Genomic DNA, 7,384 nt, shown 5'->3' on the forward strand with positions numbered 1-7,384 from the left:
GCATTGACGGGACAGACGCCCGCGCATGGCGCGTCTTCACAGTGGTGACAGAGCTGCGGGGCAGACTCTTTCTCATTACGCATGACGCGCAGGCGCGGCATGGACTGTAGCCCGTGCAGGCGGTGCGTTTCCGAGCACGCCGCCTCACAGGTTCGACAGCCAATACAGACCGTCGAGTCAGCAATTACAAAACGGTTCACCGGGTCATCCTCTGGTGATGGTCATTTTTGACGAAAAAAAACTGTCTTATCGACACTTCTCGACACTCGCTTTTCAGGCCACGTTCGCGGAGGATTTTCCGTCGATCAGCTGTTTCAGGTTGATCGGCTGATCGTGCTCAACGGCAGCGTAGAGGCCGTTATAAACCGGCGCGATTTTCTCCAGATAGTGCTCCAGCACCTGCTGGCGATCGCGGGTGCTGACGTGACCGTCCACCATGCCGTCGGCCATCAGTTGGGCTTTCGCAATACACTGTTTTTCACCCTCTTTTGTCTCAACGTAATACTCAATGGTGTGGCTGTTGAAGCTCTCCGCCAGGGTGACAAAAATCGTGAAGTGTCCAAACAACACAAAGCGCATATCCCCCTGCGCCGCGCAGCTCATGGCATGGTGCAGACGGGCTTTTGAGAGGGTGATCCCCTGAATCAGAGAGTTGCAGTAGAGGTGCCACTGGTCCTGAAGCTGCTGATGACGTTGCGCGATGTAATCCGCTTTTTCGCTAATTTCCCAAATAGTCATAAAAGGTATCCGGTTAATGGAGTTAGCGGCTGTTAAGCAGATTTCGTGCCAGTTTTTAATTTATTGATTTAAATGGCTTTTAAAGAGATGCGCACTGTCACCGCCGCGGTGTCGACGTGTCATTTCGACAGCGTTGACATCGTCACGCCGTAACGCAAATCAAGCTGGCACTGTTATTGCATTGAAGGGGCAATTCATTAAGGAGGCGTCATGCACGAAATCACCCTCTGCCAGCGGGCACTGGAACTTATCGAACAGCAGGCTGTGCAGAACCATGCGAAGCGCGTGACCGGCGTCTGGCTGAAGGTCGGGGCGTTTTCCTGCGTCGAGACCAGCGCCCTCACCTTCTGTTTTGAGCTGGTGTGCCGCGGCACGCTGGCGGAGGGTTGCGCACTGCATATCGAGGAGCAGCAGGCGGAGTGCTGGTGCGAGCAGTGTCAGCAGTACGTCACGCTGCTGTCATCGAAGGTACAGCGCTGTCCGCAGTGCCAGAGCAGCGGGCTGCGCATCGTGGCGGATGACGGTATGCAGATCCAACGCCTCGAAATCGAGAAGGAGTAATGTATGTGTAGTACCTGCGGTTGCGCTGAAGGCAACCTGTATATAGAAGGGGATGAACACCGTCCCCACTCCGCGTTTCGCTCCGCACCCTTTTCTCCTGCACCGCGTCCCGCGGCGGCACTGACCGGCATCACCTTTGCGCCGCAGCGTTCAGACGCGGGCGACCTGCATTACGGCCACGGCGAAGCAGGCACCCACGCGCCGGGCATCAGCCAGCGCGAGATGCTGGAGGTGGAGATCAATGTGCTGGACAAAAATAACCAGCTCGCCGCCCGCAATCGCGCCCGCTTTGCCGCCCGTCAACAGCTGGTACTGAACCTGGTCTCCAGCCCCGGCTCCGGTAAAACCACCCTGCTGACCGAAACCCTCAAACGACTGAATAAACGTGTCTCCTGCGCCGTTATCGAAGGCGATCAGCAAACGGTAAACGACGCGGCGCGCATCCGCGAAACCGGTACGCCCGCGATTCAGGTCAACACCGGCAAGGGCTGCCACCTGGATGCGCAGATGATTGCCGACGCCGCCCCGCGCCTGCCGCTGGCGGATAACGGCATCCTGTTTATTGAAAACGTCGGCAACCTGGTCTGCCCGGCAAGCTTCGACCTCGGCGAGCGGCATAAAGTGGCGGTGCTCTCCGTGACCGAAGGGGAAGACAAGCCGCTGAAGTATCCACATATGTTTGCCGCCGCCTCCCTCATGCTGCTGAACAAAGTCGACCTGCTGCCGTACCTGAATTTCGACGTGGATAAGTGCCTGGCTTACGCCCGGGAAGTGAACCCGGAAATTGAGATCCTGCTGGTTTCCGCCACGCGCGGCGACGGGATGGATGCCTGGCTGAACTGGCTGGAGAGCGAACGATGTGCATAGGCGTCCCCGGACAAATTCATTCGATCGACGGCAATCAGGCCAAAGTGGAGGTCTGCGGCATCCTGCGCGATGTCGATCTGACGCTGGTGGGCAGCCACGATGAGACCGGCGCATCGCGTCTTGGCCAGTGGGTGCTGGTCCACGTGGGGTTTGCCATGAGCGTGATTAATGAGGAAGAAGCCCGCGACACGCTGGACGCGCTACAGAATATGTTCGACGTTGAGCCGGACGTGGGTGCCCTGCTGTATGGTGAGGAACGATAACACATGCGTTACGTTGATGAATATCGCGCGCCTGAGCAGGTGTTGCAGCTTATCGATCGCCTGAAAACCCGCGCGTCCCTGCTGGACTACACGAAAGAAAAACCGCTGCGGATCATGGAGGTGTGCGGCGGACACACCCACGCCATCTTTAAATTTGGCCTCGACCAGCTGCTGCCGGAGAACATCGAATTTATCCACGGCCCCGGCTGCCCGGTGTGCGTGCTGCCCATGGGGCGCATCGACAGCTGTCTCGACATCGCCAGCCGCCCCGGTGTGATTTTTTGCACCTTTGGCGACGCCATGCGCGTACCGGGAAAAAATGGCTCGCTGCTCCAGGCGAAGGCGCGCGGCGCGGACGTGCGGATCGTCTACTCACCGATGGATGCCCTGACGCTGGCGATGGCTAATCCTGAGCGTAAGGTGGTCTTTTTCGGGCTGGGTTTTGAAACCACCATGCCCGCCACCGCTATCACTCTCCAGCAGGCGAAAGCCCGCAACGCCACTAACTTTTACTTTTTCTGCCAGCACATCACGCTTATTCCCACGCTGCGTAGCCTGCTTGAAGCGCCGGACAACGGCATCGACGCCTTCCTGGCACCAGGACACGTCAGCATGGTGATCGGCACAGAAGCCTACGGTTTTATCGCTGAACAGTACAATCGTCCGTTAGTGGTGGCTGGTTTCGAGCCACTTGATCTACTGCAAGGCGTGACCATGCTGGTTGAGCAGAAAATAGCGGCCCTGAGTGTGGTGGAAAATCAGTATCGCCGCGTGGTGCCCGATGCAGGTAACAGACGGGCACAGCAGGCGATAGCCGACGTGTTTAGCGTCGAAGGCGACAGCGAGTGGCGCGGACTGGGGCTGATTGCCGAATCCGGCGTACACCTGACGCCCGCGTATCGCGCCTTCGACGCCGAAGCGCATTTCCGCCCGCAGCCGCAGAAGGTGTGCGACGATCCCCGCGCCCGCTGTGGCGACGTACTCACCGGCAAATGCAAACCTCATCACTGCCCGTTATTTGGCAACGCCTGTAACCCGCAAACCGCGTTTGGCGCGCTGATGGTCTCTTCCGAAGGGGCATGCGCCGCGTGGTATCACTATCGCAACCAGGAGTGTGAAGCATGAACACGGTGGAAATGGCGCACGGAAGCGGTGGACAGGCGATGCAGCAGTTGATTAACAGGCTGTTCATAGAAGCCTTTAACAACCCCTGGCTCGCCGAGCAGGAAGATCAGGCGCGTATTGACCTCGCGGCCCTGACCGCCCACGGCGACAGGCTGGCGTTCTCTACCGACAGCTACGTGATTGACCCGCTGTTCTTCCCGGGCGGCGATATCGGCAAGCTCGCCGTCTGCGGCACGGCAAACGACGTGGCCGTCAGCGGCGCGATCCCCCGCTACCTCTCCTGCGGGTTTATCCTCGAAGAAGGGTTACCCATGGTGACGCTCACGGCGGTGGTCAACAGCATGGCGCACACCGCCCGCGAGGCGGGGATCGCCATCGTGACCGGGGATACCAAGGTGGTGCAGCGCGGCGCGGCGGATAAGCTCTTCATTAACACCGCCGGAATGGGGGCGATCCCCGCCGACATTCACTGGGGCGCGCAGCAGCTTTGTGCAGGCGACGTGCTGATTGTCAGCGGCACGCTGGGCTGCCACGGGGCAACCATCCTGAACCTGCGCGAAGGCTTAGGGCTGGATGGCGAGCTGCACAGTGACTGCGCGGTACTCACGCCGCTGATCCAGACGCTGCGCGACATGCCGGGTGTAAAAGCCCTGCGCGACGCCACGCGAGGCGGCGTGAATGCCGTCGTACACGAATTTGCCGCAAGCAGCGGCTGCGGAATTGAACTGACCGAGCGCGGCATGCCCGTTAAGCCTGCTGTACGCGGGCTGTGCGAGCTATTAGGGCTAGACCCGCTTAACTTTGCCAACGAAGGCAAGCTGGTGATCGGCGTGGAACGCACGGCGGCGGAAGCCGTACTTGAACAACTGCGCGCACATCCCTTAGGGAAAGACGCGGCCATCATCGGCGACGTGGTTGAGCGCAAAGGGGTGCGCCTGACCGGGCTTTACGGCGTGAAGCGCACGCTGGATCTGCCGCACGCTGAACCGTTACCCCGAATTTGCTAGACCGCGCCAAAAGCGGTCAGCGCTGAATGTCTCTTTATTGCCAGTTTCTATTGGAAAGCAATAATGCCGTATACACCGATGAGCGATCTTGGACAGCAGGGCCTGTTTGACATCACGCGCACACTTTTACAACAGCCCGACCTCGGCGCGCTGAGCGATGCCCTGACGCGGCTGGTCAGGCAATCAGCGCTGGCGGACAGCGCCGCCATTGTGCTCTGGCATAGCGCAACCCACCGCGCGAGCTATTTCTCAACGCGTGATAACGGCAAAATCTTCGAATATGAAGATGAAACGTTTCTGGCCCACGGTCCGGTGCGACGTATTCTCTCCCGCCCGGAAGCGCTGCACTGCAATTTTGACCAGTTTCGCCAGGCCTGGCCGAAGCTGGCAGAGAGCAACCTTTACCACCCGTTCGGCCACTACAGCATGCTGCCGCTGGCGGTGGAAGGGCAAATTTTTGGCGGCTGCGAGTTTATCCGTAATAACGACCAGCCCTGGACCGAGGCGGAGTACGAGCGGTTGCATACCTTCACGCAAATTGTGGCCGTCGTGGCAGAGCAGATCCAAAGCCGCGTCACCAATAACGTGGATTACGACCTGTTGAGCCGCGAGCGCGATAATTTCCGCATTCTGGTCGCCATCACCAATGCCGTGCTGTCGCGTCTCGATATGGACGAACTGGTGAGCGAAGTCGCCAAAGAGATCCATCACTATTTCAGGATCGATGCCATCAGCATTGCGCTGCGCGGCAACCGTAAGGGCAAGCTGAACATCTACTCCACCCACTACCTCGACGAAGCTAACCCGGCGCACGAGCAAAGCGAAGTGGACGAAGCGGGAACCCTGTCTGAACGGGTATTTAAAAGCAAAGAGATCCTGCTGTTAAACCTCAGCGAGCAGGATCCGGTAGCGCCCTACGAGCGGATGCTGTTTAACACCTGGGGCAACAAGATCCAGACCCTGTGCCTGCTGCCGCTGATGTCCGGCAACACCATGCTCGGCGTGCTTAAACTGGCGCAGTGCGATGAAGCCGTATTTACCACCGCCAACCTGAAGCTGCTGCGCCAGATCGCCGAACGTATCTCCATTGCGCTGGATAACGCCCTCGCCTATCAGGAGATCCACCGTCTGAAAGAACGGCTGGTGGACGAAAACCTGGCGCTGACCGAGCAGCTCAACAATGTGGACAGCGAGTTTGGCGAAATCATCGGACGCAGCGATGCCATGTACAACATCCTCAAGCAGGTGGAGATGGTGGCGCAGAGCGACAGCACGGTGCTGATCCTCGGTGAAACCGGCACAGGGAAAGAGCTGATTGCCCGGGCGATCCACAACCTGAGCAACCGCAACAGCCGCCGGATGGTGAAGATGAACTGCGCGGCGATGCCTGCGGGCTTACTGGAAAGCGACCTGTTCGGCCACGAGCGCGGCGCGTTTACCGGCGCCAGCAGCCAGCGGCTGGGCCGTTTTGAACTGGCGGATAAAAGCTCATTGTTCCTCGACGAAGTGGGCGATATGCCGCTGGAGCTTCAGCCTAAGCTGCTGCGCGTTTTGCAGGAGCAGGAGTTCGAGCGTCTCGGCAGCAACAAGCTGATCCAGACCGACGTGCGTCTGATTGCCGCCACCAACCGCGATCTGAAAAAAATGGTCGCCGACCGCGAGTTTCGCAGCGATCTTTACTATCGTCTGAACGTCTTCCCGATCTGCCTGCCGCCGCTGCGCGAACGCCCGGAAGATATTCCGCTGCTGGTGAAAGCCTTTACCGCGAAGATTGCCCGCCGGATGGGGCGAAATATCGACAGTATTCCTGCCGAAACGCTACGCACCCTTTCGGCGATGGAGTGGCCGGGGAACGTGCGCGAGCTGGAAAACGTCATTGAGCGCGCGGTCCTGCTGACGCGCGGGAACGTGCTCCAGCTCTCCCTGCCAGAGGTTACTCTCTCTGAAACGACCGTGGCCGCAAGCGAGCTTGCGAAAGAGGGAGAAGATGAATATCAGCTCATTATGCGAGTGCTGAAGGAGACCAACGGCGTGGTAGCCGGACCGAAAGGTGCGGCGCAACGGCTGGGGCTGAAGCGTACCACCCTGCTCTCGCGTATGAAGCGTCTGGGAATCGATAAAGAGAGCCTGAAATAACCCGTCATTCCGTCAGCGGGTACATATCGCTCACGCGCTGGCGCAGGGATATTTGGTGCTCTTTTTCTGTCTGCCTGCGCCACGCCGTCGCCCTGAGCGTGATTTGTCTTCCACTGCGGCGCTGAGACGATTATTTTTTGGGCCGATACTTTTCCGGTAATTCCGGAACCGGACGACGATCGTCGATCAGATGTCGGATGGTCAGAATCGGATGACGCCATAACATACGTGGCCCTGCCCAGCGCATTACCTGCTTCATCTCTTCCCGTCGGGCGGGCTGATAACAGTGCACCGGGCACTGTTTGCAGGCAGGTTTTTCCTCACCAAACACGCATTTATCCAGCCGCTTATCGGCATAAGCCTTAAGCGCCGAATAGTGCCCCTCTTCTTTTATGGCGTGCGGACACCTGTTTTCGTACAGGGCGATCATTCTGGCGATCGTCTTTTTTTCTCGTGAAATACGTTTACCGGACATAACGTCGTCCTCAACAATAAAGTGCATTTATAATACCTTTTTATCCGCACATTTTCAGTTATTGCATTCCGTTTTCTGAAGCGTCCTTCCAGAATTACCCCTCCCCTCGCTGCGTTTTACTGGTATTTTATACAGGTGTAAATAACCGTATTCACCGGAGAGCTTATGCAACAGATCGCGATCGCCAAACCCTATCGGCACTTAAAAGTGGG

At 58.3% G+C, this 7,384-nt stretch carries 8 protein-coding genes and 1 pseudogene; 6 read left to right on the forward strand and 3 right to left on the reverse strand.

Annotated features, from left to right (window positions below):
• Together HP459_RS19850 and hycA are read right to left on the reverse strand one after the other, a co-directional pair.
• Positions 1–200 (reverse strand): annotated as a pseudogene (locus tag HP459_RS19850) (4Fe-4S dicluster domain-containing protein); the annotation flags it as partial.
• A gap of 73 nt (positions 201–273) precedes the next feature.
• On the reverse strand, positions 274–738 hold the full coding sequence (gene hycA / locus HP459_RS19855; RefSeq protein WP_022649167.1) for a formate hydrogenlyase regulator HycA: 465 nt from the start codon (positions 736–738) through the stop codon (positions 274–276).
• A 210-nt stretch (positions 739–948) separates the two neighbouring features.
• Here hycA and hypA point away from each other — a divergent pair, with 210 nt between their 5' ends.
• The 6 genes from hypA (at position 949) to flhA (ending at position 6,697) form a co-directional block, all read left to right on the forward strand.
• A complete protein-coding gene (gene hypA, locus HP459_RS19860) occupies positions 949–1,299 on the forward strand; it encodes a hydrogenase maturation nickel metallochaperone HypA (protein ID WP_022649168.1) in 351 nt (116 codons plus the stop codon).
• A gap of 3 nt (positions 1,300–1,302) precedes the next feature.
• The gene (gene hypB / locus HP459_RS19865; protein WP_171936697.1) at positions 1,303–2,166 is read left to right on the forward strand and encodes a hydrogenase nickel incorporation protein HypB; all 864 of its coding nucleotides are present in this window, start codon (positions 1,303–1,305) and stop codon (positions 2,164–2,166) included.
• A complete protein-coding gene (locus HP459_RS19870; RefSeq protein WP_003862132.1) occupies positions 2,157–2,429 on the forward strand; it encodes a HypC/HybG/HupF family hydrogenase formation chaperone in 273 nt (90 codons plus the stop codon). The genes hypB and HP459_RS19870 overlap by 10 nt, the downstream gene beginning before the upstream one ends.
• A gap of 3 nt (positions 2,430–2,432) precedes the next feature.
• Entirely contained in the window at positions 2,433–3,554 is a 1,122-nt protein-coding gene (hypD, locus tag HP459_RS19875; protein ID WP_069596904.1) for a hydrogenase formation protein HypD, read from the forward strand.
• Entirely contained in the window at positions 3,551–4,561 is a 1,011-nt protein-coding gene (hypE, locus tag HP459_RS19880) for a hydrogenase expression/formation protein HypE (protein WP_171936698.1), read from the forward strand. Before hypD ends, hypE begins: the two co-directional genes overlap by 4 nt.
• Before the next feature lie 63 nt (positions 4,562–4,624).
• The gene (flhA, locus tag HP459_RS19885) at positions 4,625–6,697 is read left to right on the forward strand and encodes a formate hydrogenlyase transcriptional activator FlhA (RefSeq protein ID WP_023330179.1); all 2,073 of its coding nucleotides are present in this window, start codon (positions 4,625–4,627) and stop codon (positions 6,695–6,697) included.
• Between the two features lie 130 nt (positions 6,698–6,827).
• On the opposite strand, the gene HP459_RS19890 is transcribed toward flhA, so the two are convergent.
• Complete coding sequence (locus tag HP459_RS19890; protein ID WP_022649174.1) at positions 6,828–7,172, reverse strand: nitrous oxide-stimulated promoter family protein; 345 nt, start codon at positions 7,170–7,172, stop codon at positions 6,828–6,830.
• Positions 7,173–7,384 lie beyond the last annotated feature (212 nt).

Origin of the sequence: Enterobacter sp. CM29 (assembly GCF_013179605.1) — a bacterium.
Taxonomy (GTDB): Bacteria; Pseudomonadota; Gammaproteobacteria; order Enterobacterales; family Enterobacteriaceae; genus Enterobacter; species Enterobacter intestinihominis.